Here is a 24879-nt window from a genome sequence, read left to right as displayed (position 1 = left end):
CCGATGTGCCCGACGGAGACCGAACGCCAAAGTCCGCGCTATGCCAAGATCGACGTCTGGGAACCGGCCGAGATCCTGGATTCAATGATCGAAGGGCAATTTTCCGCCGTCGCGGCCGTTCGAGCCGCGCGCCCCGCGATTGAGCGGGCGGCGCTTGCGATTGAGCGCCGGCTGCGCGGGCCTGGACGGCTCGTTTACGTCGGCGCCGGCACATCCGGTCGTTTGGCTGCTCAGGATGGGGCGGAGCTCATGCCGACCTTCGGCTGGCCGCAAGATCGGCTTCTGCTCCTCATGGCGGGCGGACAAACCGCTTTGCTACACGCTGTTGAAGGCGCCGAAGACCAGGACCACCAAGCGGTCGAACTCGTTCGGCGCCATGAGATTGGGGCGTCCGATGTGACCATCGCGGTGGCCGCAAGCGGCACCACGCCTTTTACGCTCGCCTGTTTGCGCGAGGCGAAAAACAGAGGCTCCTTGACAATCGGCGTCGCGAACAATCGCGGGACGCCGCTTCTCCAGGAGGCCGATCATGCGATTTTCCTCGAAACCGGCGCCGAACCGATCGCCGGCTCGACGCGGATGAAAGCGGGGACCGCCCAGCGAATCACGCTTATTCTGCTCTCGTCGCTCGTCATGATTCTGCTCGGGCGTGTCTACGACGGCCTCATGGTGGATGTGCAGGCTTCGAACAAGAAACTGGTCCGACGGAGCGAAAAAATCCTGTCGCGGCTGACCGGCCGCGGCGACGAGGAGATCCATGAGGCCTTGCAGCGCGCCGGCGGGAGCGTGAAGCTCGCCTTTCTCTTGCTGCAGGGCTACGGGCTCGCCAAGGCGGCGGCGGCGCTGGATGAGGCAGAGGGCCATTTGCGTCGCGCCATGAGCTTGATGGTCGAGCGGCCAAAGGCGGCGGACCTTCGAGAAACCCGGCCGTACATTCGGGAAGATGCGACGCACGAGTAGGGCGCCAGCTTGAGGTTCGCACTCCGGCAATTGCGATTTGGCCTCCTCGCAGGCTGACCCGCACCTCGAGCGCTCCGCGCTTCAGCCAAATTTCAGCTTCCTTACGCGTTTGATGGACGCCTCGGCGTGCGCCCGCATCGACGCATCCTGCGCGCAGGCCGAGAGCAGCCGACGGGCGAATTGCGCCGCCTGGTCCTGCTCGTCTTTCATATTGTTGCCGATGAGGATCAAATCCGCGCCGGCGTGAACCGCCTTCGCGCAGGCCTCGCCCGTCGACATCAGCTTTTGCACGCCCTGCATCTGCAAATCGTCGGTCAGGATGCAGGCGTCCGGCGCCCAGGCGCGCATTTTATTCACCGCGACGGCGGAGAGGCAGACGGGCGTGTCTCTCTCCCATTGATTGACGATGCCATGGCTGAACAGAACCATCGGCACGCGTGCGATCAGATCCTTGAACACATTCACTTGCGCGTCAGTCAGGCAATCGGAAAGATCCATGACGTGGTCGTGGGGGTTCACCTTCGCGCCGCCGGTTCCGGGGAAGTGCTTCAAACAGAGTTTCAAATTCACCGAACCGGCGACTTCCGCCAGCGTCTCCACGCATTCTTTGACAACCTCCGGATCGCTCGAGTAGCTGCGCTGGACCGACCCCACGTCCGGGCTGTCGGGGTTGATGTCGAGATCGACGACCGGCGACAGGTTCACATCGATTCCGATCTGTCGCATCTGCGCATAGGACGGGCGTAAAACGTCCCGCCGTTCCGAGGCGGTCAATCGCCCGAACTGGCGGGCGCTGGGCAGTGGAATAAAGCCGCGCTCTTCCTTCAATCGGCGGACCTTGCCGCCTTCCTGATCGATGAAATTGAGCGGACGCGAGGGGAGAGCGTGAAGGCCCTCGCAAAGCTCCTCGAGCTGAGCGGGGCTATAGACGTTCCGCTCGTATTTCTGATCTTTACAGTCATAGTCGAAAAGAATGACCCCGCCCAAGCCGAAGCTACGCGCAAAATCCTGCAGCCAGCGAGGTATGAGCGGGTCGCGAAAACCCAAGATGAACAGTTCGCCGATCGGCAGATCCATGAGCGTAAAATGGTAATGGTGAGAGGACTGTCAAAGCAGTCGCTCGCTGCCATCCACTCGATGTTCACTCTCATGGTCGGAGGCTCGTTAAGGCGGCGCATCGTCCTGGCCTGCGCGGTCCGTTAAGAACTCTGAAGCCGCGATATTAGAGTTTGCGCATAGCGCCGTCGGCTGTCTCGACCCTGATGTCGGCGAAACGGCACGCGCCGCGGCGGCGCTGGAACGGCGTAATCGCCAACAGCCAGACATGGCTGATCGCTTTGGCCGACCCGGCGATATGGGCGGCGTAGTCGGAAGCGACGTCCCGCTCCAGCTCCCGCCACGTTCCGAGGCCCTTCGTGCCGGAAGCGACGATCATATGGGTCTCGATGGCATTCCAGCCGGCCAGCGGACAGCGGAAAACCTTGCCCTCCGGCAGCGCCGCGCTCCAGAGATAGGTGAGGTCCTGCCCGTCGTCGAATTTCACGCCGATGGACAGATAATCGTGAACGGACGCCAGATCTTCCGCCGCCGCAGACGGCAGCTCGTCGATCTTCCAACGCCAGCCGAGTTTCGGACCGGAGGCGAGTGGAAGAGTCAGTGGCCGCTCGATAATGGAAGCGGCTCCCGCGCTCTCGCAGACGATCTCGCCGTTCGCGTCCCAGACGAAGCTCTCCTCTCCGCCGCCGAGCAAAAAGAGATTGGACCAGCCTTCCGGCAGCCTGCGGTTACGGCGCAGGCGCGCGAGTTCCGTCGCCACGAGAGCGCCGACGTCGCCACTCTTCGCGGCAAGGCTCGCGAGAAGGCTCGCGAGGCCTGTGGCGGCGTCGCCGCGCCACAGAAGCGCAAGGCCGGTCATTCTCACGTCATCCTTGCGATAAACGTCCTCCGGAATCGTAAGCCGGCCGTCCTCGTCGGCGTACAGCGTCGCCAAGCGGGCCACCTCGACGGGACCGTCATGCGACGCGGTCATGGTGCTCGTGTCCGTGCCCGGACTAAAGATCGGCCGTCGATGCTGCGTGCGAGCGTGGAAGGCGAGACCGGGACGAAACCATAGGTCATGTTGACGAGACAGCCACCATCGTCCGGCGACGAGAAAGGTGATCTGCTGACCTTTCACGACCTCAAGGCCGAGATCGATCCACGGCAGATCGGAGCCGTTTATCTCGAAGACGCGATAGTCCGCGAGTTCGGGCGAATGCGCCCCGGCGAGGAGAGCCTCGACGCCCTTCCTAAAATCCGCCGGCGCCGGAACGCCCTGCTCGGCGGCGAAGGCGGCCTTCGACGCATCGGCCGCGAAGGGCGCAGCGACGCCGAGAGCCATCGCGCGCCGCAATATGTCGCGCCGCGAAACGCACGCCGTTCCATTCGCAGCGAGAGAAAGGTTGAGACAATAAACGCACATTGGCTTTCTTTCTGATCTCTCGTTTTGATCTGTTGCCGAAACGGCGTAACTGGCGCGGGTTCGCGACCGGAAAGCAAAATGTTATGCTTCACGCCGAAGATCTGCATGCCAGGACATGCCGAAATCCGACGTTTAGTGGCGCGCGAGGGCAATGGATGCGACGAACGGGATATACGCGCGCGAGCACGCTCGGGCCCATCGCGGACGTCGTCACCGCGAACGGCGGCTCGATCGAGCGGGTCTTTCGCCGCGCCGAGCTTCCCATTCGTTTGCTGGAATCGCCCGATACGCTTCTGCCTCTGCGCGACCATTTCCGGCTGCTCTCGATCGCCTCGCGCGAATTGCGGGACGAGGCTTTCGCGGCCCGACTCGGCCGCCAAACGTCGATCGCGGGCTTAGGAGTCTATGGCAAGTGGGTCATACAAGCGCCCACCTTACTGGAAGCGATCCATCGCGCGGGAACAAGCCTGCCGCACATGATGCAGAGCGCGACGCGGCTCACCGTCCGACGAGACGGCGACGAGGTGCACTGGTCATATGAGTTAGCCGACCCTGCCACGGATGGACGTCCGCAGAACGAGATTCTCGCACTCTGGTACATGATCGTCATGATCCGCCAATTCGTCGGCGCGGGCTGGCTACCAGATCGAATCATGGTTGGGGGTCTGCCCGCCAACGCCCGGCGTCGCATCGACGAGCAGATGGGCGTCGATACGGTAATCTGCGATAGACCCGGCGCGATCGTTTTCGATCAACGTCTGCTGATGGCGGTCAATCCGCATCTCAATGCGAATCGAGGTCTCAGCGCCGACGAACTCGATCGCATCTTCGACATTCCGGATCCGGATGACATGCCGGGCAATGTCGGCGCCCTGATCGATCTTGAGCTTCTCGACGGTCGTCCTGACCTTTCCCGCATTGTTCGTCGGGCGGGTGTATCGCAGCGAACGCTGCAGCGCCGGCTTGCCGAGTCCGGACTGAGCTTCTCAGATCTCTTGAAGAATAAACTGCAGCGACGGGCGATGAGTCTGTTATGCCAATCCTGGTCGATCACCGAGATCGCCTTGATGCTCGGCTATCGGGACCCCGCGCATTTCAGCCGCGCCTTCGAGAGCTGGAGCGGAGTAGCTCCCAGTCGATGGCGAGAATTGGCGAAGCCTGGCGGATGAGCCTTCGAACTCGGCTCGCCATAAACAGCGCTTACGACGAATATTCCGGCCGGAGCCGTTGTTGATGATGGGGATCGGCTTGCGCCACATGTCAGATGCCCGCTGCTTGCTCGATCGCCTCGCGCTTGCATCGCTCATGCGCTGCGTCAAGCCGTCGCCACATCGCCGCGGCCGCCATCCCGCTCCGTCGCGCCTCCCAGCGTCCCCGCCGGGTGCGGGAGCCTTTCCTTTGCCCGCGCGCCGTGCGACAAGCCGGCGGAGCCCCCGCGGTCGGCCGGCCCGCCGCAGGCCGTCCAGTTCGCCTTGCTCGTAGGGTCCGGGTCGCGCGCCCATGTCGGTCAGACATCCGATCATCTCCATCACCGGCTCGTCCGGCGCCGGCACCAGTTCGGTCAAGGCGACGTTCGAACAGATTTTCCGCCGCGAGCGCATCGAGGTCGCCTATGTCGAGGGCGACAGCTTCCATCGTTACGATCGCGTGGAGATGAAGGCCAAGCTCACCGAGGCGCATGCGGTGGGAAACCAAAATTTCAGCCATTTTGGCCCTCATGCCAATCTGCTGCCAGAACTCGAGACGCTCTTTCGCGAATACGGCGAGACGGGCTCCGGCCGCTACCGCCATTACGCCCATGACGAAAACGAGGCGGCGCGGCTTGGCGTGCCGCCCGGGACGTTTACCGATTGGGAGGAACTGCCGGCCGATACCGACGTGCTGTTCTATGAAGGGCTGCACGGCGCGGTCGTCACCGATGACGTCAATGTCGCGCGCTACGCGGATCTCAAGATCGGCGTCGTTCCGGTGATCAATCTGGAGTGGACGCAGAAGCTGCATCGCGACCGGCATTCGCGCGGCTATACGACCGAGGCGGTCACCGAGACGATCCTGCGGCGCATGCATGATTATGTGCATTATATCTGTCCCCAGTTCTCGGAAACGGACATAAATTTCCAGCGCGCGCCGACGGTCGACACCTCGAATCCCTTCGTCGCCCGTTCGATTCCGACGCCCGACGAATCGATCGTCGTCATTCGCTTTCGCGATCCGCGAGGGGTGGACTTCCCCTATCTTGTGGCGATGATCGCGGGAAGCTGGATGTCACGCGCCAATTCCATCGTCATTCCAGGCAATAAGCTTGATCTCGCAATGCAGCTGATCCTTACTCCAAGGATCCTCGAACTGGTCAGACGCAGGAAAGGCGTGACGTGAACGACACTATATTGACGGCGGCCAAGGAGACCTCCGCGGCGGCGGCTGGCGCAAAATCCGATCCGACGCGCTACGCCAACGCCATTCGCGCTTTGGCGATGGACGCGGTCGAAAAGGCGAAATCCGGCCATCCCGGCATGCCGATGGGCATGGCGGACGTCGCGACCGTGCTCTTCCAGCGCTTCATGAAGTTTGACGCGAGCCGGCCGGACTGGCCGGACCGCGACCGTTTCGTGCTGTCCGCCGGCCACGGGTCGATGCTGCTCTACGCGCTGCTCTATCTGCTCGGCTATCCGGGCATGGGCCGCAAAGAGCTCGAAAACTTCCGCCAGCTCGGTTCTCCGACCGCGGGCCATCCCGAATATGGCCACGCCGCCGGCATCGAGACGACCACCGGTCCCCTCGGCCAGGGGCTCGCGACCGCGGTCGGCATGGCGATCGCCGAGCGCCTCTCGGCGGCGCGCTTCGGCGACGATCTCGTCGATCATTTCACCTATGTGATCGCCGGCGACGGCTGCCTGATGGAAGGCGTCAGCCATGAGGCGATCGACCTCGCCGGACATCTAAAGCTCTCAAAGCTCATCCTCTTCTGGGACGATAACTCGATCTCGATCGACGGACCCACGAGCCTCGCGACCTCGACGGACCAGATCGCGCGTTTCGCCGCCGCCGGCTGGCACGTGGCCCATGTCGACGGCCATGATCCAGAGGCGGTGGCGCAGGCGATCGCCGCGGCGCAGGCCGACCCGCGGCCTTCGCTCATCGGCTGCCGCACGCTCATCGGCTATGGCGCGCCGACCAAGCAGGGCAAGGAAAGCTGCCACGGCGCGCCGCTCGGCGCGGCGGAGATCGACGCCGCGCGTGAAGCGCTCGTCTGGCCGCACGCGCCCTTCGAGCTGCCCGACGACGTGCTGGAGGCCTGGCGCGCGGCGGGGCGCCGCGGCGCCAAAGCGCGCGAAGCCTGGGAGGCGCGACGCGCCGCGTCGCCCAAAGGCGCCGCCTTCGACGCTTTCATGAAAGCCGACGTCGCGGCGGAGGTCGCCAGTCCGCTCGCAGAGTTTCGCGCGACGCTCGCCGCCGAAAAGCCGAAAATCGCCACGCGCAAATCCTCGGAAATGGCGCTCGGCGTCATCAACGCCGCGACGCAGGCGACGATCGGCGGCTCGGCGGATCTGACCCATTCGAACTTCACCATCACCAAGGGCATGGGCGAGGTCGCCCCGGACGATTTTTCCGGCCGCTACATCCATTACGGCGTGCGCGAATTCGGCATGGCGGCGGCGATGAATGGAATCGCGCTGCATGGCGGATTCGCGCCCTACGGCGGCACCTTCCTGGTGTTCTCCGATTACGCGCGCGGCGCGATCCGCCTCTCGGCGCTCATGGGCCTGCGCGTCATCTATGTGCTCACCCATGATTCGATCGGCCTTGGCGAAGACGGGCCGACGCATCAGCCGGTCGAACATCTGGCGGCGCTGCGCGCCATGCCGAATCTCCATGTCTTCCGCCCCGCCGACGCGATCGAGACCGCCGAATGCTGGGAGCTGGCGCTGGCCAGCCGCCACACGCCCTCAGTCTTGAGCCTGTCGCGACAGAACCTGCCGACGCTCGAGCGGCCCATTGGCGAAAACCTTTCCGCCAAGGGCGCCTATGTGCTGCGCGACGCGGCGGGAAAGCGCGACGTCACGCTGCTCGCCACGGGATCCGAGGTTGAAATCGCCCTCGCCGCCGCCGACATTCTGGCCACGCAAGGACTGAAGGCCGCCGTGGTCTCCATGCCTTGCTGGGAACTCCTCGAGGCTCAGTCCGAGGCCTATCGCGCCGAAGTGCTGGGCGGCGCCCCGCGCGTTGCGGTCGAGGCGGCGGTTCGGCTCGGCTGGGACCGCTGGATCGGCGAGCGCGGCGCCTTCATCGGCATGAGCGGCTTTGGCGCGAGCGGGCCCGCCGGCGAGCTGTATAAGCATTTCGGCGTCACGGCGGAGGCTGTGGCTGACGCGGCCCGTACGCTAGTTAAGACGTAAGAGATAGCGGAGGCGACAATGGCTCTCATCACCCTGCGGCAACTGCTCGATCACGCCGCCGAGCATGATTACGGCGTTCCGGCGTTCAATATCAACAATATGGAGCAGGGCCTCGCCGTGATGGAGGCGGCGGCGGCGGTCGATGCGCCGGTCATCATCCAGGCCTCGCGCGGCGCGCGCGCCTACGCCAATGACGTCATGCTCGCCAAGATGATCGAGGCGCTTGCGGCGATCTGGCCGGACATTCCGCTCGTCATGCATCTTGACCACGGCAACGCCGAAGCGACCTGCGCCAGCGCCATCCGCTTCGGCTTCACCTCGGTGATGATGGACGGCTCGCTCAAGGCCGACGGCAAGACCCCTGCCGACTATGACTACAATGTGCGCGTCACCCGCAATGTCGTCGACATGGCGCATTGGGTCGGCGCCTCGGTCGAAGGCGAACTCGGCGTGCTCGGTTCGCTCGAGAGCGGCATGGGCGAAAAGGAAGACGGCCACGGCGCCGAGGGCAAGCTCTCGCACGACCAGCTCCTGACCGATCCGGCGCAGGCCGAGGATTTCGTCGCCCGCACCAAGGTCGACGCGCTGGCGATCGCCATGGGCACGTCGCACGGCGCCTATAAATTCTCGCGCAAGCCCGACGGCGCCATTCTGGCGATGAAGGTCGTCGAGGAAATCCATCGTCGTCTGCCCAGCACGCATCTCGTGATGCATGGGTCTTCGTCGGTGCCGCAGGACTTGCAGGACGCCTTCAACGCCGCCGGCGGCGAGATGCCGCAGACCTGGGGCGTGCCGGTCGCCGAGATTCAGCGCGGCATCAAATATGGCGTGCGCAAGATCAACATCGACACCGATAACCGCATCGCCATGACCGCGGCGATCCGCGGCGTTCTCGGCAAGAACAAGGGCGAATTCGATCCGCGCAAATATTTGAAGCCGGCGATGGAGGCGATGCGCGCCGTCTGCAAGCAGCGCTACGAGGAATTCGGCACGGCCGGCCAGGCCTCGAAGATCAAGCCGATCCCGCTCTCCGAAATGGCCAAGCGCTACGCCAGCGGCGCGCTCGATCCGCAGTTCGCCGGCAAGAAGGCGGCGGAGTAGGCTTGCGCCGCCGCTCTCGGCGAGGGCCAAGGCCGTGAAGACCAAGGGCGCATCGCAGATGCATCCTTGGCCAACATGTCAAAGCCAGGCGCGAGGATTCAACATTCCCCAATTGAGGGGTTTGGAGGAACAGCCTTCTCAGGCGCACGCAGAAGCGCCGACCGTCAGGCGTCCAGCAGACGTTCAGGCGCGCTCCGCGACAAGCAGCAGCGAGGCGGGCGTCCGCGCCGACGGCGCTTTGGGCTCCAGGATTCGTTTCAACGCCCACTTCCGCGAAATTGCCTCGACCCAAGAGCCGAGCGTTCGAGCAAAGTAAGGCATGGGAGTCCATCCGGCGTCGCCAAATCCGTCAAAGCGCTCGACGCGCCATCCGTCCTCATAGGGCGGCGCCAGTGCGACCGGATGAAGCGTTTGGATGAGCAGCCGGGCCTCGGAATTTGAGATTGACGCGAGTGCGTCGAGCAGCGCGTCGACCTTATCGTCAAGCAAGGAAAAATTGCAGATGATCGTATCGAAATCATATCCGGTCATCCCGGGCGTTTCGGCAAGCTCCGCGTAGCTCAGAACGTGGTAGCTCGCCCCTCCAGCTTCGCGGGCGCACGAGATGAGTTCCCTTGAAGCGTCGACGCCGACGATCTCAACGGCTTCTCGGCTTAGTTCCCGGCAAAGCCACCCCTCGCCGCAACCAACGTCAAGCGCCTTTCCGAGCCGACCGGCGCGCGCCGCGGAAAGGATCGCCGCGTCGGTCGCCTCGCGACGGCTGGCGATCGTTTGACCGCGCACGGCCGTCGTCCACCTCTCGGCGTTCTTAGACCAACTGGCGATCTGCGACTTATTCGGATCGGTCATCGGCGCGCCCGATTGCATCTCGCATGTGACTTAGTTCTCGAATCATTGAGTCTCCATGCTCCGTTGCAAGCTCTACTTTTGCTTTGGGGGCCGCCGCCCGCCCGCATCTGACCGCCCTTTCCGGCCGGAAGCCCATCGAACCTTGAATAGGACCCTTGAGGGGCTAATATGTTAGCGAAAAAGTCAGGAGGCGCCGCATGTCAGCCGATGACATCGTCCAGGCCAGGATAGACCCGGAGACCAAGCGGCGCGCCGCCGCCGTGCTGGAGCCCATGGGCCTTTCGATCTTCGACGCCATCCGTCTGCCGACGCTGCGCATCGTCGATCAGCAACGACCGCCTTTCGAAACCGGCGCGCCGAACGCCGAAAGCGTCGAAGCGATGAACGAATTGGCCAAGGGGAAAGGCGAGCGCTTCGATAACGCCAAAGCGTTTTTCGAAGACCTTGGCCTCTGATGCTGACCCCCGTCAGGTCGGGGCGTTTCAAGAAGGACGTGAAACTCGCCGAAAAACGCGGCAAGGACATGGGCAAGCTCAAGGCGATCCTGCTGCTGTTGATGGAGGACCGGCCGCCGCCGCCCGGACCATCCGTTGAAGGGCGAATGGAAAGGATTTCGCGATCTCCACATTGAGCCGAACCGGCTCTTGCTCTATCGCATCGAAGGCGATGAATTGCAGCTTGCCCGCACAGGACCGCACGCGGATCTCTTCGACGAGTAGGACCAAACGACTTGCCGTCTGACATTCTCATCGCGCCCTCGATTCTCTCGGCCGATTTCGCGCGGCTGGGAGAGGAGACGCGGGCGATGGCCGAGGCCGGCGCCGACTGGATTCATCTCGACGTGATGGACGGGCATTTCGTGCCCAATATCACCTTCGGGCCGGGAGTCGTCGCGGCGCTGCGGCCGGTGACGACCCTGACGCTCGACGTGCATCTGATGATATCGCCGGCCGACCCCTATATCGCCGCTTTCGCCGACGCGGGCGCCGACGTCATCACCGTCCACGCCGAGAACGGTCCGCATCTCCACCGCTCGCTGCAGGCGATCCGCGCGCTGGGCAAGAAGGCCGGCGTGTCGCTCAATCCGGCGACGCATGAGAGCGCGCTGCAATATGTGTTGGACGATATCGATCTCATCCTGGTGATGAGCGTCAATCCGGGCTTTGGCGGCCAGAGCTTCATTCCTTCGCAGCTCGATAAAATCCGCGCCATACGCGAGATGATCGGACGACGCGCAATTCATCTCGAGGTCGATGGCGGCGTGACGCCGCTGACGGCGCCGCAAGTCGTCGAAGCCGGCGCCGATGTTCTCGTCGCGGGCTCGGCCGCTTTCCACGGCGGGCAGCTCTGCTATGCCGACAATATCGCGGCGCTGAGGCGGGCCGCGGCGAGCGCCGGCGCGATCGCCGTGTGAGCGGCTTCGCCGCGCCGCCCGGCAGTTGATTGTCGCGGCGGGGCGCGCTATCGCCTCACCTGCGCATTGGGGCGTCGCCAAGTGGTAAGGCAGCGGATTTTGATTCCGCCATACGGAGGTTCGAATCCTCCCGCCCCAGCCATGTATCAACGTATCATCATATATTTCAATGTGTTATGATTTCAAATGGAAAGGGATTGCCCTGAATTTATCGAATTTCTTGCCCTAAATCCTGCCCCGAAAAGCCTCTTTGCCCCCTTGCAAGCTCGGTGCTGCGCATTCGAAAAAATTGAGGGCCGCCATGACAGCAGCCCCCAACGTCTTCGATACTGCCTGTGGTTAAGAGCCTACCCCCACGCCTTGGCGATCCCGCCCGCCACAGCGTTACCGATATTCAATCCAAGTGAAGCGCCTGAGGGTGGCGACTGCATCGACATAGAGTTGATCCGATTTCCAGCCTTCAACTGAATGTCTCTCGTCCTCGAGGTCATCAACCTTCAACGCATAATTTTCTTGGCCCTCAGCAACCCGCCGGGCCGATGGCACTTAAAGAGGGTCCGCACATATCACCACCCCTTCTCTGCTTTCATCGACTCCCACACTTCCTGAGGGTCTACCGCCCCGCATTCAATGTTGGCTCTCGTTATACCGCCTAGCCCGTTGATCCACACCTTTAGCTCGTCTTTCGTCCAGCCCTTGGTGTCAAACGCCATTGAATCGGGACCCCAGTATTTCATCCAAAAGGGACCCCTTTCCCAATGCGCATTTTCTGCCGTTGTTGGCGTGACGGAGGGAGGGCGTAGCCCGAGCGGAGTTACGCCATGCCGATTCCGACGAAGCCGCCCGGGTATAACGGGATAATGCCGCCCGGGATTCCTGGCTGATGCCGCCCACCGTAACGGAATGATGCCGCCCGGGTGGCGAGGCTCGCTGGCCGATGATTTTTGTCTCACCGGCGAGGCAGTTTGGTCAAGACGGCTTCGCTTGTTTATCGCGGGCGCGGCGCAGGCTTTCGCCGGTAAGTTCGATACGGTGGGCGTTGTGGACGAGGCAAAAGAGAATCCAGCCGCTCGCGCCAGGGACCGATCTTCGGAAGCGGCTGCGTCTCGCGTTCGTAACGGAACTCCGTCGCATCCGAACGGATGACCTTGCGCACGACCTTCCGCGACACATGCGGGTCCCGGCAAATCTCTTTGATCGGCTTCTTCTGGACAAAATAGGCGCGGCGCATCTTCGCAATCGTTTCCACAACAAGCATTCCAATCTCGGCCTCCCTTGCATCAGGAGGCCAGTGTGGACCCTTAGCTCCGGGGGCCCGATTGGATGCAAATCATCCCCAAAGCGGGGTTCTTATTCCACGTAACTTCACAAGGATTGGCGCCAAGAGCACACTCTAGCGGCGGCAAGGAGCGGCTCGGATCTATCCCGAAACGCGGCAACCGGCAGCTCAGAACGCTTCTGGTTGTCGGAGGAACGTCCATAATCAAACTGGGCAAGCGTGGCGTGAAGCTGCCCCAGTGGCTAACAAGCCTCATCTTGCGCAAGCCTTACAAACTTGTTGCGGTCGCATTGGCCAACAAGATGGCGAGGATCATCTGGGCGCTGCTAACGAAAGGCGGCGTCTACAAAAAGTCGCCAGTCGCCATCGCGGCCTGACCAAACATAGGTTTCCGACAGGAAGCTGTCGGTCAAGCGCAAAGGTGCCGAGATAGAGATGAACCACAAGGGACGCCATCCCGGTGTCGGCCAGACCGTCTGACTCACTGCGCCTCGAGCGCGTAAAATTGATTAGAGTCGCCGATATCGCGGAACTCATCGTGGCCAGCGGTCAAATGCCCGCACATAAAGGCCGGACATATGACTGCACCGTCCCGCGGAGTTCACTTCTCACAAAGCGCCTTGCCAATCGGGCCGTTCCACATATGAGGCAGACCCAAATAGTGGATTCTTGGAATATGAAAAAATCACGTCTCCTGATCGTCACCGACGACGCCAATGTTGGTGGCACCTACCGTGTGTCGGAGCAGCTTGTAGCGGGACTGACCAGATTTTTCGATGTGCAGTTCGCTTGCGCATTCAACTCGAAGAACGCGGCATCGCGCATCGCTATCGCTGGCGTTCGGATGCATGATTACCAAGTCTCTGAAGGAAATTTGGAGAGGTCGGCATTTGCATTTTCTGAAGCGGAAGAGCTTCTCGAAAATGCCGATCCGGAAATGTTGCTTTTGGTCGAAGCTGCGGAGATCTGGTCGCTCCTGGCTCTTAAAGAGGCGGCCAAGCGCCGGGCGATCCCTTACGTGACCGCAATCAATCTCTTGTCCGCCGATTGTTTGGAGCGCTTTACGCAGTTGCGCGAGCAGGCGATCGAAGCGATGCAACGGGCTCATGCGATCATCTTCGTTTCGAATGCGTGCAAGCTCAGGTTTGAAGCGTTGCTTCCTCAGATAGGCAGCCACCGATATGCGATTGCCAATAGTTGCCCAGACCAGTTTTTTCTCGCGGCTGGAGACGAAGTTAGACGGGCGGTGCGGAAAGGGCTGGCGATCGGAGACCACGAACTCGTCTTTTTGATGGCCGCACGGGTCGAACCGCGCAAGGGGCAAATTCTATGCCTTGAGGCTCTCGAGCGAATTCGAAAGAGTGGCGGCATTTCCGGGATCCGTCTTCTTCTGGCCGGAGGCGGTGCGACAGGTCATGTTTGCGATCTTCGAAAGGCTATCGAGACAAAGGCGTTGTCCGACCATGTTATTTTTCTGGGACCTCGCGACGATATCCCAAAATTGCTAGAAGCCAGCGACGTCTTTGTTTTGACCTCCCACGCCGAGGGCATGCCGTTGTCAATCATTGAGGCCATGGCGAAAGGCTGTCCGGTGATCGCGACGAATGTCGATGGCATCCCCGAGCAGATCGACCAGTCGTCGGGAATTTTGGTTCCATCGCCTTGTTGGTCAGAAGCAGCTTGCGTCGCCGCTATCGCGGACGCGATGACGTTCATGCAGCGAAATTTGGAAGCCCGTTTCGGCATGGGAAAATGCGCCAGGGAGCGTGCTATGCGCTTGTTTGGCGAGGATCGTATGATACGCGAATATGCGGACGTTCTTTTTACAGCGGCGCCGTCCGGACAAGACTTGGAACGCGAGCGCAATGGCTCTTGGTTCAGTCGCTTCTCAGGACCGGAAAAGACCTCCGCAATCTCGTCGATCTCCGATCTGCTGAGTGATTTTAGACAAACCCTGACCTCGATGGTGAATGGGAAGCCCGGTCGTCTCGCGGGCGCGGAACAATATGCGCGGTGGGAGTTGAAGAAGGGATCCGTCATCGACTTTTCCGACCCAGTTCAATGTTGGAGCCATGCCCGGAGCGGATGGCATCAAACCGAGCCGGACGGAGTCTGGAGCGACGGCACGGTTTCCGTGATCCAATTAAAAATGCGACGAAGAACGAAAAATTTGAGGATAATGTTTGATTTGACGCCGTTTGTTCCGCCAGGACACCGTCAAAAGACGGATGTCGTAATCAACGGCCGAGAAGTCGCCTCCTGGGATTTCGATGTCCACGCCCGCGAGCTCCGCACGGTAGATGTTTCGATGAGGGGTGAGGGGAGGCTAGCCGAGATCCAGCTAATTCACCGAGCGCCGACGGCGCCGCAAGCAGTCGGCTTGGGAGATGACTCTAGAGAAATAGCTGTCTTTCTTCATGAGATCAGACTCGAATTGGACACGCACTGGATTAGCCGTCTTCTGGGCAGATTCCTACGCTGAGCAAGAGTGAAATGTCGTCCTCGACAACCTCGGTAGCCACAAGGGCAAACCCGTACGCGACGCCATTCGGGCCGCCGGAGCCAAGCTCTTCTTCCTGCCGCCCTACAGCCCGGACTTAAATCCCATCGAGCCGGTTTTTGCAAAATTCAAACACTTGATGCGAAAAGCCGCTGAACGCTCCGTCGACGCCACATGGAGACGCGCCGGCGTCCGGATGGACAACCTATAGAAACCTCACAGCTAGAGCGTTTTGCAATTATGTTGACTCGGAAGAGAAAGGCGAAGCTCGCTTGGGCGGAACAAGGTCGCGCGGCTCGCATCATCATTGGCGGCGCCCGCTGGTCAGCAGGTTGATATTGCACTAACATTTCAACTTGGCCGTCATGGGAAAGACCGATCGATGATAACTATCAAAAGATTACGACGGACAAGGCTGCAATGACGCAGCTGGGGCGGAAAGCGAATTTCGGACTTAAGGCCGCCCATGAGGAACGGGCGCGACGCAATGAACTTGCGCTGCGCCTAGCGCTGCGCGCGGTTCCCATGATCAGCTTTGAGTGGGACATCGTGCGGGATATCGTGCGGCGGTTTGATCCGTTTGACTCCGACATGTCCTCGAGCACAGGCATGTTCAGCCGGTTTGCCGCAGTCCGGGATGCTGTCCATCCAGAAGATCGAGCGCGATTTTGCGCAGATATCGAAGCAGCGCTGCTCGGCGAGACTGAACGGTTTGAGACCGAAATCCGAATTCTTGGTCCGGATGGAATAGTAACATGGTTCCGCGAACGCGGGGTCGTCGAGCGAGACCAGCGAGGGCGTCCGCTTCGCATGATCGGGGTCGCCCACGATGTCACCGCGCAGCGCGGTAAGCCCTCATTGGAAGCGGCGTCCGCCGGCACGGCCGCGAACGCAGCCCCGTCGCTCAGGGCTCTGGTGATTGATGAAAATCGTGACGCGGCTGACGCGCTTGCGCTGCTGCTTGGAACAGTCGGGGCCCGTGTCCGGCTTGCTTACAGCGGAGCGGGCGGCCTCGCCGCGCTGAATGAATTTAAGCCGCCGCTGGTGTTTCTCGATATAGGCATGCCCTATTTGGATGTCGTTGATCTGACCCGTCGCATTCATGTCCCCCAAGGCGACAGAATCTCTCTCGTCGCCCTCAGCGCTTCGCGCGCCGAGCGCACGGTTCAGCTCGTTAAGGATGTCGGCTTCGACGGTCTACTTATTAAGCCGGTCCGATTTGAAGCGCTTCTCGATCTGCTGGAGGAGTTGTCTTGCCATGAGGCGAAGCGAGCCTAAGGCGCGACGGCAATATAGAGATCAGCGGCATTGCTGGCGTTCCTCCCTAAGCCTTGACCCGACCAGACGTCTTCAGAGAGATCGGTCCCGCTCAGCTCGCGGAGCCGAGCCACGCCGGGCAAATTGGTTAACGGCGCGGATTTAGCTATATTGATGGAAGCAGCCGAGGACGGTGATCGCCTATGCCCTCCAAAATCCGTCATATCCTGATCATATTCGCCTCAGCAGTGGCCGGGGCGGGTCTTGCCGGATGCGTCAGCACGCAGAGGCCCCCGACACTGAGCGCCTCCGCGATCGCGCCGACGCCTCGCAGCGATCCTGCCGGGTCGGCGGGACGCATCGACGCAGTCGCGGTCCAGGGCGGCAACCTCTACGGCGAGATCAAAGACGCCGGCTTCATCGTTCCAGCGGTCAGACCGGGCCTCGTCGATTCAGCATTCCACCGCGCCAACGTCGCCTACGCGACCAGAGAAGCTCCAGGGACGATCGTGGTCGATCCCGCCGGACACTTTCTCTATTACGTCGAGGCGGGCGGCCGGGCGACCCGCTATGGCATCGGCGTCGGACGCGACGGGTTCGCCTGGTCAGGGGAAGCGACGATCAAGAGTAAGCAGGAATGGCCTGACTGGTATCCGCCGAAAGAAATGATCGAACGCAGGCCCGACCTTAAGAGGCAGTTGGTTGAGCTGCAAAGCGGTCTTGGCATGCATGGCGGTCCCGGCAATCCGTTAGGGGCCCGCGCGATGTATCTCTGGCAAGGGGACCGAGACACGCTCTTTCGCATCCACGGCACGAATGAGCCATGGACCATCGGGAAGAGCCAATCGTCTGGCTGCATCCGGATGATCAATCAGGACGCGATGGATCTCTACCAAAAAACCGCCGCTGGAACCCGCGTCGTCGTTCTTCCCGCCAAAGTGGCGCGCCGGTGAGCCTCTCCGGCTAAGGCCATGCCAGCCAGCCGAATGCGGATGGGATTTCGAGGGTGCCGCCTGGTGATAGCGGGCGTTAGCCCGCTATCCGTCTGGCGCTCACGCTCGCAACGGAATTTCCTTGGGCGGGCGAACCCCGCTTATCCCGTTAAGGCCGGATAGTCCGTGTACCCCACCGGACCCTTCGTATAGAAGGTCGCCGGTTGAGGTTCATTCAACGCCGCATGCCTGCGAAGACGCTCGGGCAGGTCCGGGTTGGCGATGTAGAGCTTGCCGAACGCCGCCGCGTCGGCGTCGCCCGCGGCGATCGCGGCTTCAGCTGTCTCTGCGGTATAGCCCTCATTGACGATATAGGCGCCGCCGAATTGCTCCTTGAGAACGCGCCCGAGCGCGTCGGGCCCCGCATGTTCGCGGGCGCAGATGAAGGCGACGCCACGCTTGCCGAGTTCGCGCGCGACATATCCGAAGGTCGCCTTTGGGTCGGAATCGCCCATTGAGTGGGAATCGCCGCGCGGCGCCAGATGCATGCCAACGCGGCCTGCTCCCCAGACGGCGATAGCGGCGTCCGTCGCTTCAAGCATGAGGCGCGCGCGGTTTTCGACCGAGCCGCCGTAGCGATCTGTTCGCGTGTTCGCGCTGTCTTGAAGAAACTGGTCGAGCAGATAGCCATTGGCGCCGTGCAACTCCACGCCGTCGAAACCGGCCGCCTTGGCGTTTTCCGCGGCGCGGCGATAAGCCTCAACGATTTCTGCGATCTCGGAAAGCGGCAGGGCGCGGGGGATCGGATAGGGCTGGTAGGGGCGCAACAGGCTCACATGTCCGGTGGGCGCGATCGCGCTCGGCCCGACAGGAGGCGCGCCGTTGAGATAGATCGGATGCGACACCCGGCCGACATGCCAGAGCTGCAGCATGATCCGTCCGCCAGAATCGTGAACCGCCTCCGTGATCCGTCTCCATCCGTCGGTCTGCGCCTCCGACCAAATCCCCGGCGTGTCGGGATAGCCGACGCCCATCGGCATGATGGATGTCGCTTCAGTGAGGATGAGGCCCGCGGAAGCGCGCTGCACATAATAGTCCCTCATGAGCGCGTTGGGGACGCGCCCTTCGCTGGCGCGGCAGCGGGTGAGAGGCGCCATGATGAGGCGGTTTGGCAATTCCATCTCGCCGAGACGCACGGGCTGAAACAAGTTCGACATTCGGATGCTCTGCCTACGGGAGGACGTAATTTGATCGGAAAGGGTTCACTTGCTCGGCGCCGCGCGCCGATCTTTACAAATGTCTAACATCGTCCCAGCCTTATGTTTTGAACCGTTGAGACAAGCCTGAAAGTTTCTACGGGATTTTCCGATACTGACAATGCCACGCGAGGTGTTTGGTCTGGCGAACACCGAGAGACTGGAGTGAAAGATGAGCAAGACCCTTCTCAGCGACTGGACTCTCGCCGCATTCGAACAAAGGGAGGAAGAGCGTCGTAGAGAAGAAAATCGTCGTGGAAGAGAGCAGGTTGATACTGTTCCGTTCGCGCCAGCCGAGGCGGCGCCGCGTGAGAACGAGACGCTGCGCAGCGAGTGGACGATCGCTGCTTTGCAAAAAAGATTTGCCGCTTTGGAGGAAAGACTCGCCGCTGTGGAACTAAGAGAAGAAGAACGCCGGCGATCTGAACGCGTCGAGGCCGCGGCGCGCGCCCGGCGAGAGGAAGAGCAGGAACAGGTCGTTTTGGGCGCCTCCAACAATGTAGCTCCGGATCAGAGTCATGCGCACCGGCATGAGATCGAACAAGCGCAATTTGCCCAGGCAGAGTTTGAACCGCCAGAGGCAGGAACGATCTTGCACGCCCACGAGCAAGTATTTGAGCAAAATGCTCCCGAGATTGTGAGAGATGCTCAAGGATACGAAAGCCGTTCGGAAGTCCGTCCTGCTCGCAGTCGCGGGACGATCGTGTACAGATTCGTTTCTGTCGTCATCACGGCTTTGATCGCCGCAGCGATAGGTTTCGGGGTCGCCATCTTCACTGTGCCCATCGAGAAAGCGACGCAATTCCATACCTACGTAAACCGCGCGCTTGACGGTTTGCACTCATTACAGAAAAAACCCTGAGCTACAGGCGGATGCCTCTTCGACTTTGCCCGCGCGCTCGTCGCTCGGGCTCAAATGTTCGATGATCGCGCATCGATTTCCGGCAGCGCCGCTTCGAGTTTTTCACGAACCGGCGTAAAGGGTCCGCTGTATTCGTCTGAAAGGATGCGTGCGGCATTCGCCCTGCCAAACTCGGAGATGAGCCAATGCCTAAGACCTACGACGCCATCGTCATCGGCGCAGGACAACGGCCTCACCTGCGCCGGCTATCTCGCCAGAGCAGGGCTTTCGGCGCCGCAGTCCCGACTGGGCTTGTCGGGAGCGGTTAGTTCGCGCAGCGTTCGGACAGAAACTTCGCGTCGATCGTGAAGCCTGAGCGACGGGAACTCGCCGTCGTTTTCGACTGCGCGCGGTACCAGCTCTGGAAATCGCCGGTGAACAGCAGACTCGTGACGTCACGCGCGTCCTTCGGGCCGCATTCGATGGTGACGATGATCTGATCATTCGCGCGCGTAACAGAAGGCTTCGCGCAACTTTCATCCTGGGCGCCGATGATGCTATCGCCGACTTCGATACAGACGTCATTGGTCTGCAGCCCGATCTCCGGCGAGATCGTCGAAATACGCCATAGGCCCGGCCGGCGCTTTGGCGGTTCAGCGTCGCTCGCGAATGCAGGCGAATGCGCGCCCGCAAACAGCGAAAGAGCGACGACGAGTCCGGAGGGAAAAAGTTGCGCGCGTTGCATCTTCATTCCTTATCGCGAAAGCGCATGGCGATCTACGTCCTACCGCGCCGTGGCTGATGCCTGCCACTGCTTCCCTGCACCCACGGGAGATTGTCCTGTTGCATCTCTTAGCCTGACGAACATAGGCTTTGAGAGCCTATATGCGACGGGGTTCGACTGATGAGATTACCCAATCAAAGACGGATCGGTCGCTGCCTTGCGTGTGTCGCCGGAGCAATGCTTTTCGTCTTTCCGCCAGTGACCCCAGTCTTCGCAGCTGAATTGTCGCGCGCGCAGGTCGAGCAAAAGGTCGCCGCAGCGCATAATGAGCCGATCGATCTTTCAAATCTCGATCTCTCAGGCGTCGATCTGTCCGGCCTCAACATGCATGGCGCAGACTTCTTCTCCACCAAGCTCGCGGGTGCAAAGCTTGCAAAAGCCGATCTGTCGGGCGCGAATTTCACGCGCGCTGATTTGCAAAACGCGGACTTCTCGGGCGCTCAAATGAACGCCGCGACGCTCTATGCCGCGCTTCTCGACGGCGCGACATTTGCCGATGCCGACCTCTCGAATGCGCGCATCATTGGCGGCGGCAAGGGCGTGAACTTCCACAATGCGAAGCTGATCGGCGCGGATCTCGGCGCCGATCCCGCCAATCAGGGTATAGTTCCCGTGCGCGCCGAACTCCCCGACGCCAATTTCGACGGGGCGGACCTTACGCGCGCCAATCTCACGCATGCGGTTCTTACTGGCGCCAATTTCACCGCGGCGATCGTCACCGGCGCACGTTTCGACTATGCCGTCCTCGATGGCTCGAATCTTTCTCTCGGGCGCTGACACCTGCGGCGTCGTGCCGAACGTTCCTGCTTCGTCCGGGAATAGTTCCTCGAGACGCAAAGAGAAGGTTGCATTAAGTGCACCGTATCCGACAACACCGCGCCTGCATCATGAGCGCCAAAGGTCCGCCATCGTGTCTGGCGACGCCAATCGCTCTGCTCACATTCTGCCTGATCAGTCCTATAGCCGATGCAGGCGAAATCGAACGCGGCCGCTATCTCGTCGAAGCGTTGGCCGCCTGCGATAACTGCCATACGCCGCGGGGCGTCGCGGGCTACGATCTCTCCAATCGCTTTAGCGGCGGCGCGCAGACATTCTCCGACAAATCTTATGTCGTGCGCGGCTCCAACATCTCGCCGGATAGAGACACCGGCGTCGGGGCATGGACCGATGAAGAATTGCGCGCCGCGATCGTCGACGGCATTGGCCGCAATGGTCGCCTTGCGCCCGTCATGCCGTCGGAATCGTATAAGCCGCTGACGGCGCGCGATCTCGACGCGATCATCGCTTTTCTGCGCTCGGCGACGCCGATCCGCGCGCCGCTTCTGGCGCCGCAGCAGCGCAGCGGCGAATGGACGCCCCACCCGATGCCTGGAGCGTCGGCGGCCTTTGATGAAGCGTCTCTTGCCGACAAAAACACGCGGGGCCTCTATGTCGCGTCGCTCGCCCGCTGCATGTCTTGCCACAGCGAGGAAATCGACGGCGCGCCTGATTATCAAAATTGTCTCGGGGCGGGCGGAAAGACCTTCCGCAACGCCGCCGGCGTCGTCGTCGCCTCCAACATCACGTCGCATCCGGTAAAGGGAGTCGGCGCGTGGTCGGACGATGAGTTGAAGCGCGCGATCACACAAGGCGTGGCGCGTGATGGCGCGCCGCTGAGGCCGCCGATGTCGACGCTCTCCAAGACGCATTTTTCGAAAATGTCGCCCGATGATCTCGACGCGCTCGTCGCCTGGATACGGACGATTCCACCAAAGGAATGAGCTAACGCGGCTTCGACGCGGCCTCACGGATCGCCTCGGCGAGTTCGCCTTCGAAAAGCATCGCCGAACCGTAATGCGTCTCGATATCGAAAGGCCGCTTCTGATTCATGTCGAGCGACGCGCTATGCAAGGCGATCAGACGGCCGTCTTCGGTGAACAGGCCGGAACCCGAGCCGCCATAGCCGTCGTTGCAGTCGTGACGCACGCGACGAGTGTGACCTTCGGTGGGTTCGTCGACGCGATAAACATCGCATGACTCAGTGGTGGCCGCGAGGCGGGTATTGGCATGTCCGGCCGGCGAGACCATCACGACCTTGAACCGCGCGCCGGTGGCGATATCGCTCGCATCCGGCGCGGGCTGCGGTTTCACGGTTTGGGGCGTTGGCTGAAGCAGGCGCAGCAAGGCCCAGTCGTCTGTGATGTGCAGGGCTTTCGATTCGACCGACGCGCCGATGCGCAGGCTGTCCTCATCGAAATAGTAATCGCCGCCGGCGATCCTGAAGAAGCAGTTCGTCACCGGATGCGTTGGGGCGAGACGCCGGTCGACGAAATTATGCGCGTTCATCACGACGAGGTCATGCGAACCGATGAGCCAGGCGGCTGCCGCACGCTCCAGCGTTCCGAAATCGGAGTAGCACATGAGCACGCCGGCGCCGGCAAAGCGACTGGCGTCAGCCTCGGTCATCGCTTGCCGCCTGTCGTCGGGGTAAAGCGCGGCGTGGGCTGTTTGCGCGCCGATGCGCGCAAGCGTCGCGCCGAGCAGCATGAGCATGATCAGGGCCGCCGGACGGGCGGACGAGCGCAGATTCGCCGGAGTGATCAGGCGATGGCGGCGCGCAGGCGAATACATTGGCTCAAGAGTTTTTGGCATTCGATGCTTCTGATGAGGAGGGGATGATCGCCCTTCAACAAAATCTGTGCGCGATTTTGCGTCAAGCGCCACGACGGCGGGAAGCATGGGTAAGCGACATGCCAATCATTCCCGAGGAACATTACCGATAAATCGTGAAGACTCGGCCTTGCGCTTAAACTTATATGCCGGCGGATCGTCTCTCGAATTTGCGCGCGAACGCGCAGCGAGAATAAGCGACCGTCAATGAACCATGGCGGCTTGCATTTTGCCGTCTATTTGCGGGGCGACGTCGCCGTCGAAGACGCCGTGAAGGCGTTCGGGCGAGGTTGCAGGAGGACTCGTCGATGAGGAAATTGCTGAATTCCGTGTCCCTGTTGTCCGTGCTGATCGCGGCGCCGATCGTGACGATGTCCGCTGCGACTGCCGAGGATAAGCTCGAGGCTCTGACGAAGAGCGAAGACAACTGGGCCATGCAGGGCAAGAACTACAGCTCCAACCACTACAGCACGCTGACCAAGGTCAACGCCGATAACGTCAAGAACCTAAAGGTCGCCTGGTCGTTCTCGACCGGTCTGCTCAGCGGTCACGAAGGTTCGCCGATCGTCATCGACGGCAAAATGTATGTTCACACGTCTTTCCCCAATAATACGTTCGCGCTCAACCTCGACGATCCGACCCGCATTCTCTGGCAGCATAAGCCCAAGCAGAACGCCGCGGCGCGCGCCGTCGCCTGTTGCGACATCGTCAATCGTGGTCTCGCCTACTGGCCCGGCGACGGCAAGGCGCCCGCGCTGATCGTGAAGACGCTGCTCGACGGCCATGTCGTCGCGCTGAACGCCAACACCGGCGAAGAATACTGGAAAATCGAAAATTCCGATTTCAAGGTCGGCTCGACGCTGACTGTTGCGCCGCACATCTATAAGGACATTGTGCTCATCGGCAGCTCGGGCGCGGAACTGGGCGTGCGCGGCTACATGACCGCCTATGACGTGCGCACCGGCGAGCAGAAGTGGCGCGCCTACGCGACCGGTCCGGATTCGGATGTGCTGATCGGCGACGACTTCAACAAGGCCAATCCGCATTACGGCCAGAAGGGCCTCGGCACAGCAACCTGGGAAGGCGACGCCTGGAAGATCGGCGGCGGCACCAATTGGGGCTGGTTCGCTTACGATTCGGGCACCAACCTCGTCTACTACGGCAGCGGCAATCCGGCGCCGTGGAACGAGACCATGCGTCCTGGCGACAACAAGTGGACGATGACCATTTGGGGCCGCGATCTCAACACGGGCGAGGCGAAGTTCGGCTATCAGAAGACGCCGCACGATGAATGGGACTACGCCGGCATCAACTTCATGATGCTCAGCGAGCAGAAGGACAAGGACGGCAAGCTGCGCAAGCTGCTGACCCATCCCGACCGCAACGGCATCGTCTACACGCTGGACCGTACCGACGGCACGCTGGTCTCCGCCGACAAGATCGATGACACGGTCAATGTGTTCAAGAAGGTCGATCTGAAGAGCGGCCTGCCGGTGCGCGATCCGGAATATGGCACGCGGATGGACCATCTCGCTAAGGACATCTGTCCCTCGGCGATGGGCTATCACAACCAGGGCCTCGACTCCTACGATCCCAACAAGGAGCTGTTCTTCCTCGGCGTGAACCACATCTGCATGGACTGGGAGCCCTTCATGCTTCCTTATCGGGCGGGTCAGTTCTTCGTCGGCGCGACGCTCAATATGTTTCCGGGTCCGAAGGGCGATCGTCAGAAGGCTGAAGGCCTCGGCCAGATCAAGGCCTACAACGCCATCACCGGCAAGTTCAAATGGGAGAAGATGGAGCGCTTCGCTGTTTGGGGCGGCACCGCCGCCACCGCCGGCAATGTCGTCTTCTACGGAACGCTCGACGGCTTCATCAAGGCCCGTCATAGCGACACCGGCGAACTGCTGTGGAAGTTCAAGCTGCCTTCCGGCGTCATCGGACATCCAATCGTCTACCAGCACAAGGGCGTCGAATATCTCGCCATCATGTATGGAGTCGGCGGTTGGCCTGGAGTTGGCCTCGTGTTCGATCTTCAGGATCCGACAGCCGGTCTCGGCGCGGTCGGCGCCTTCAAGCAGCTCGCCAATTACACGCAGATGGGCGGCGGCGTGATGGTGTTCTCGCTCGACGGCAAAGGCCCCTACGACGATCTGAGCGTGGGCGAATACAAGGCGAACTAATCGCCGTTCGTTCCAT

22 protein-coding genes, 1 tRNA gene and 3 pseudogenes are annotated in these 24879 nt (G+C 61.5%); 19 read left to right on the top strand and 7 right to left on the bottom strand.

The features are described 5' to 3' along the window. Positions 1-3 precede the first annotated feature (3 nt). Positions 4-960, top strand: a complete 957-nt coding sequence (locus HUN39_RS09115; RefSeq protein ID WP_175094152.1) for an N-acetylmuramic acid 6-phosphate etherase — start codon at positions 4-6, stop codon at positions 958-960. Between the two features lie 81 nt (positions 961-1041). Here the strand turns inward: HUN39_RS09115 and HUN39_RS09110 are convergent, their stop codons facing one another. Continuing rightward, on the bottom strand, positions 1042-2037 hold the full coding sequence (locus HUN39_RS09110) for a glycoside hydrolase family 3 protein (RefSeq protein ID WP_175094151.1): 996 nt from the start codon (positions 2035-2037) through the stop codon (positions 1042-1044). A 145-nt stretch (positions 2038-2182) separates the two neighbouring features. After that, positions 2183-3340, bottom strand: a complete 1158-nt coding sequence (locus HUN39_RS09105; protein ID WP_232366003.1) for a DUF3047 domain-containing protein — start codon at positions 3338-3340, stop codon at positions 2183-2185. A gap of 236 nt (positions 3341-3576) precedes the next feature. On the opposite strand from HUN39_RS09105, the gene HUN39_RS09100 reads away from it, so the two are divergent. The 4 genes from HUN39_RS09100 to fba all read left to right on the top strand — a co-directional run bounded on the left by HUN39_RS09100 (position 3577) and on the right by fba (position 8919). Then, positions 3577-4590, top strand: a complete 1014-nt coding sequence (locus HUN39_RS09100) for an AraC family transcriptional regulator (RefSeq protein WP_175094147.1) — start codon at positions 3577-3579, stop codon at positions 4588-4590. 331 nt (positions 4591-4921) lie between these two features. Continuing rightward, the gene (locus HUN39_RS09095; RefSeq protein WP_175094146.1) at positions 4922-5797 is read left to right on the top strand and encodes a phosphoribulokinase; all 876 of its coding nucleotides are present in this window, start codon (positions 4922-4924) and stop codon (positions 5795-5797) included. A gap of 98 nt (positions 5798-5895) precedes the next feature. Continuing rightward, entirely contained in the window at positions 5896-7818 is a 1923-nt protein-coding gene (gene tkt / locus HUN39_RS09090; protein ID WP_232366019.1) for a transketolase, read from the top strand. 18 nt (positions 7819-7836) lie between these two features. Further along, entirely contained in the window at positions 7837-8919 is a 1083-nt protein-coding gene (fba, locus tag HUN39_RS09085) for a class II fructose-bisphosphate aldolase (RefSeq protein WP_175094143.1), read from the top strand. 183 nt (positions 8920-9102) lie between these two features. On the opposite strand, the gene HUN39_RS09080 is transcribed toward fba, so the two are convergent. Then, the gene (locus tag HUN39_RS09080) at positions 9103-9768 is read right to left on the bottom strand and encodes a class I SAM-dependent methyltransferase (protein ID WP_175094141.1); all 666 of its coding nucleotides are present in this window, start codon (positions 9766-9768) and stop codon (positions 9103-9105) included. A 197-nt stretch (positions 9769-9965) separates the two neighbouring features. On the opposite strand from HUN39_RS09080, the gene HUN39_RS09075 reads away from it, so the two are divergent. The 5 genes from HUN39_RS09075 to HUN39_RS09060 all read left to right on the top strand — a co-directional run bounded on the left by HUN39_RS09075 (position 9966) and on the right by HUN39_RS09060 (position 11324). Further along, a complete protein-coding gene (locus HUN39_RS09075) occupies positions 9966-10223 on the top strand; it encodes a type II toxin-antitoxin system RelB/DinJ family antitoxin (RefSeq protein WP_175094140.1) in 258 nt (85 codons plus the stop codon). Then, positions 10223-10399 carry a type II toxin-antitoxin system mRNA interferase toxin, RelE/StbE family gene (locus HUN39_RS09070; protein WP_332310745.1) on the top strand — a complete coding sequence of 59 codons (177 nt, stop codon included), beginning with the start codon at positions 10223-10225 and terminating at the stop codon, positions 10397-10399. Before HUN39_RS09075 ends, HUN39_RS09070 begins: the two co-directional genes overlap by 1 nt. Beyond that, positions 10359-10487: a type II toxin-antitoxin system mRNA interferase toxin, RelE/StbE family gene (locus HUN39_RS19575; RefSeq protein WP_332310740.1), complete on the top strand. Its 129-nt coding sequence runs from the start codon at positions 10359-10361 to the stop codon at positions 10485-10487. Before HUN39_RS09070 ends, HUN39_RS19575 begins: the two co-directional genes overlap by 41 nt. Positions 10488-10498: 11 nt before the next feature. After that, positions 10499-11182, top strand: a complete 684-nt coding sequence (rpe, locus tag HUN39_RS09065) for a ribulose-phosphate 3-epimerase (RefSeq protein WP_175094138.1) — start codon at positions 10499-10501, stop codon at positions 11180-11182. 67 nt (positions 11183-11249) lie between these two features. Continuing rightward, positions 11250-11324 (top strand) — tRNA-Gln (locus tag HUN39_RS09060). 882 nt (positions 11325-12206) lie between these two features. Here the strand turns inward: HUN39_RS09060 and HUN39_RS09055 are convergent. After that, positions 12207-12440 (bottom strand): annotated as a pseudogene (locus HUN39_RS09055) (IS21 family transposase); the annotation flags it as partial. Positions 12441-12553: 113 nt separating this feature from the next. On the opposite strand from HUN39_RS09055, the pseudogene HUN39_RS09050 reads away from it, so the two are divergent. From HUN39_RS09050 to HUN39_RS09030, 5 genes and pseudogenes are all read left to right on the top strand, one after another. Next, positions 12554-12838: pseudogene (locus tag HUN39_RS09050) on the top strand (transposase); the annotation flags it as partial. Positions 12839-13137: 299 nt separating this feature from the next. Continuing rightward, the gene (locus HUN39_RS09045) at positions 13138-14943 is read left to right on the top strand and encodes a glycosyltransferase family 4 protein (RefSeq protein ID WP_175094136.1); all 1806 of its coding nucleotides are present in this window, start codon (positions 13138-13140) and stop codon (positions 14941-14943) included. Positions 14944-14956: 13 nt separating this feature from the next. After that, positions 14957-15172: pseudogene (locus HUN39_RS09040) on the top strand (transposase); the annotation flags it as partial. Between the two features lie 209 nt (positions 15173-15381). Beyond that, positions 15382-16239, top strand: coding sequence for a PAS domain-containing protein (locus tag HUN39_RS09035; protein WP_175094135.1), 858 nt, complete (start codon positions 15382-15384; stop codon positions 16237-16239). A 182-nt stretch (positions 16240-16421) separates the two neighbouring features. Further along, a complete protein-coding gene (locus HUN39_RS09030; RefSeq protein WP_175094134.1) occupies positions 16422-17171 on the top strand; it encodes a L,D-transpeptidase in 750 nt (249 codons plus the stop codon). A 140-nt stretch (positions 17172-17311) separates the two neighbouring features. Here HUN39_RS09030 and HUN39_RS09025 read toward each other — a convergent pair whose 3' ends face one another. Next, positions 17312-18367 (bottom strand): alkene reductase, encoded by a 1056-nt coding sequence (locus HUN39_RS09025; protein ID WP_175094132.1) that lies wholly within the window; start codon positions 18365-18367, stop codon positions 17312-17314. Between the two features lie 211 nt (positions 18368-18578). On the opposite strand from HUN39_RS09025, the gene HUN39_RS09020 reads away from it, so the two are divergent. Beyond that, positions 18579-19268, top strand: a complete 690-nt coding sequence (locus tag HUN39_RS09020; protein ID WP_175094131.1) for a hypothetical protein — start codon at positions 18579-18581, stop codon at positions 19266-19268. A gap of 304 nt (positions 19269-19572) precedes the next feature. Here HUN39_RS09020 and HUN39_RS09015 read toward each other — a convergent pair whose 3' ends face one another. Further along, complete coding sequence (locus HUN39_RS09015; RefSeq protein ID WP_175094129.1) at positions 19573-19992, bottom strand: DUF3617 domain-containing protein; 420 nt, start codon at positions 19990-19992, stop codon at positions 19573-19575. Positions 19993-20208: 216 nt separating this feature from the next. Here HUN39_RS09015 and HUN39_RS09010 point away from each other — a divergent pair, with 216 nt between their 5' ends. Beyond that, positions 20209-20808, top strand: a complete 600-nt coding sequence (locus HUN39_RS09010; protein WP_232366002.1) for a pentapeptide repeat-containing protein — start codon at positions 20209-20211, stop codon at positions 20806-20808. Between the two features lie 110 nt (positions 20809-20918). Further along, positions 20919-21791 carry a cytochrome c gene (locus tag HUN39_RS09005; RefSeq protein ID WP_175094126.1) on the top strand — a complete coding sequence of 291 codons (873 nt, stop codon included), beginning with the start codon at positions 20919-20921 and terminating at the stop codon, positions 21789-21791. Position 21792: 1 nt separating this feature from the next. Here the strand turns inward: HUN39_RS09005 and HUN39_RS09000 are convergent, their stop codons facing one another. Beyond that, positions 21793-22662 (bottom strand): trypsin-like serine peptidase, encoded by an 870-nt coding sequence (locus HUN39_RS09000; protein ID WP_175094124.1) that lies wholly within the window; start codon positions 22660-22662, stop codon positions 21793-21795. A gap of 326 nt (positions 22663-22988) precedes the next feature. Between HUN39_RS09000 and HUN39_RS08995 the strand changes: the two genes are divergently transcribed. Continuing rightward, entirely contained in the window at positions 22989-24863 is a 1875-nt protein-coding gene (locus tag HUN39_RS08995; protein WP_175094122.1) for a methanol/ethanol family PQQ-dependent dehydrogenase, read from the top strand. The last annotated feature ends 16 nt before the right edge of the window (positions 24864-24879 follow it).

It is taken from the genome of Methylocystis silviterrae, assembly GCF_013350005.1.
Taxonomy (GTDB): Bacteria; Pseudomonadota; Alphaproteobacteria; order Rhizobiales; family Beijerinckiaceae; genus Methylocystis; species Methylocystis silviterrae.
This window is presented reverse-complemented; position numbering and strand designations above follow the sequence as displayed.